At 43.9% G+C, this 1,426-nt stretch carries 1 protein-coding gene; it reads left to right on the plus strand.

Translation table 11 applies throughout. The annotated features are described in order from the left end of the window. Nucleotides 1-135: 135 nt before the first annotated feature. Nucleotides 136-1,137 (plus strand): IS110 family transposase, encoded by a 1,002-nt coding sequence (locus H5300_RS26620; RefSeq protein ID WP_182797351.1) that lies wholly within the window; start codon nt 136-138, stop codon nt 1,135-1,137. Nucleotides 1,138-1,426: the final 289 nt, after the last annotated feature.

Below are 1,426 nucleotides of genomic sequence, written 5' to 3' on the forward strand. Positions count from 1 at the left end.
AAATGATATGAACGCTTCCCCAACCTACGGAGTCTGACGATGATTCGATTGACGAGGAAGGATACTCCCTGTCACGGCATCAAAGTGCCCAGTATGGTTCAATCTAGTGAACAATCGACATTGGGAGTATCCAACATGAACAGTAACGTATTTGGTATTGACATCGCAAAACAAGTTTTTCAAATTCACTGGGTCGATCAAGAAACCGGTGAAATTCACTCTGACAAAGTGAAGCGAAAAGATTTTGTTCAGTACTTTGCTAACCAACAACCATCAATGATAGGAATGGAAGCTTGTGGTGGTGCTCACCACTGGGGAAGACTGTTTAAAGAAATGGGTCATACCGTGAAGCTGCTGCCAGCAAAGAAAGTCAAACCTTTCGTTTATGGCAATAAAAATGATGTGGTAGATGCTCGTGCGATCTGGACGGCCATGCAACAACCAGGCATGAAGTTTATTGCAGTAAAAACTGAAGAGCAGCAAGCGATTCTTAGCATTCATCGCATGCGAGAACTACTGGTTAAACATAGGACGGCGCAAATAAACTCGATACGCGGTTTGTTGACCGAATTTGGCCTAGTGATGCCAAAAGGCAAACAAGCATTTAAGGAAAAGCTACCAGATTGTTTAGCAAAACTGGAAGAGGATACGCCAAGTGCCTTTATGTGTGCCTTACAGATTCAAGTGGAACGATTAACTCAGTTGGACGAAGACATTAAACAACTGGAAAAACAAATCCAAAGCTGGTTTAAGCACGATGAAGATTGTCAGCGTATCGCCAAAGTACCAGGTATTGGACCACTCACTGCCACGGCACTTATCGCTTCCATGGGGGATGCGTCAGCGTTTAAATCCAGTCGAGCATTTGCAGCATGGGTAGGCATGGTTCCACGACAAACAGGAACGGGAGGTCGAGTGCACTTGCACGGGATCAGCAAACGAGGCGATGTGTATTTACGTACTTTGCTTATCCATGGGGCGCGAGCAGTGATGACCCACAGTAAAGAAAAAAGTGAATGGCTCGTGTCTTTGCAAGCAAGACGACCGAAAAATGTCGTGACGGTTGCGTTAGCTAACAAGATAGCTCGAACCGTTTGGGCATTAGTAGCCAACCAAACCGAATATCAACCTTGTTAAGCAAGACTGACTACTAATTTAAACTAACACAGGATGTTCGCAGAAAATTTGCCAAGATGCATCAAAGAGTAATGACAAACAGGTAAGACCAAGCCTTATAAAACCTGAATACTGACCAGAGCATTAAGCTCGCTAGGGAAATGAGGAATAAGGCTGCGGAAATCATTAGGGTCGGCAGAATGTCTGCCAATGTAGACCGAATATAAAACTGCCACCTAACCATGTTTGAAAATAACTTAATGATGACCTAGCAAATGGGGAAGCGTTCATATAAGTCAGTATGATGAAC

The sequence above is a fragment of the Vibrio sp. SG41-7 genome, from assembly GCF_014164465.1.
GTDB classification, from domain to species: domain Bacteria; phylum Pseudomonadota; class Gammaproteobacteria; order Enterobacterales; family Vibrionaceae; genus Vibrio; species Vibrio splendidus.

What these genes read in the sequence shown, in the direction of transcription:
- H5300_RS26620 (WP_182797351.1), top strand. Translation starts at nt 136, where the DNA reads ATGAACAGTAACGTATTTGGTATTGACATCGCAAAACAAGTTTTTCAA.